The sequence below is a fragment of the Photorhabdus sp. RM96S genome (assembly GCF_042879335.1).
GTDB classification, from domain to species: domain Bacteria; phylum Pseudomonadota; class Gammaproteobacteria; order Enterobacterales; family Enterobacteriaceae; genus Photorhabdus; species Photorhabdus kayaii.
Map to the genome: position 1 here is coordinate 1 of NZ_JBHFKT010000315.1, position 221 is coordinate 221.

General features: G+C 39.4%; 1 pseudogene. It reads left to right on the forward strand.

The window, feature by feature from the left end:
* Positions 1 to 114: pseudogene (locus ACGF49_RS25510) on the forward strand (IS630 family transposase); the annotation flags it as partial.
* Between the last annotated feature and the right edge of the window lie 107 nt (positions 115 to 221).

The following is a 221-nucleotide window of genomic DNA, read 5'->3' on the forward strand; positions in this document are numbered from 1 at the left end:
TACAACATTTGCTGTTTTTTCAATGAAATAAGAAAGTCTTATCCTGACTATCATCAAAAAATTCACCTTATTGTGGATGGGGCGGGTTACAACAAAGCTCATCTCGTGAAGCAGGGCGGGATTCCACTTTGTATTTAATTTAATCAAAGATAAGTTGACTACGGAATTCCCCTGACCAAATGGCTCTTCGACGTTTAGCCGCCTGACTGTCTTTTATACTG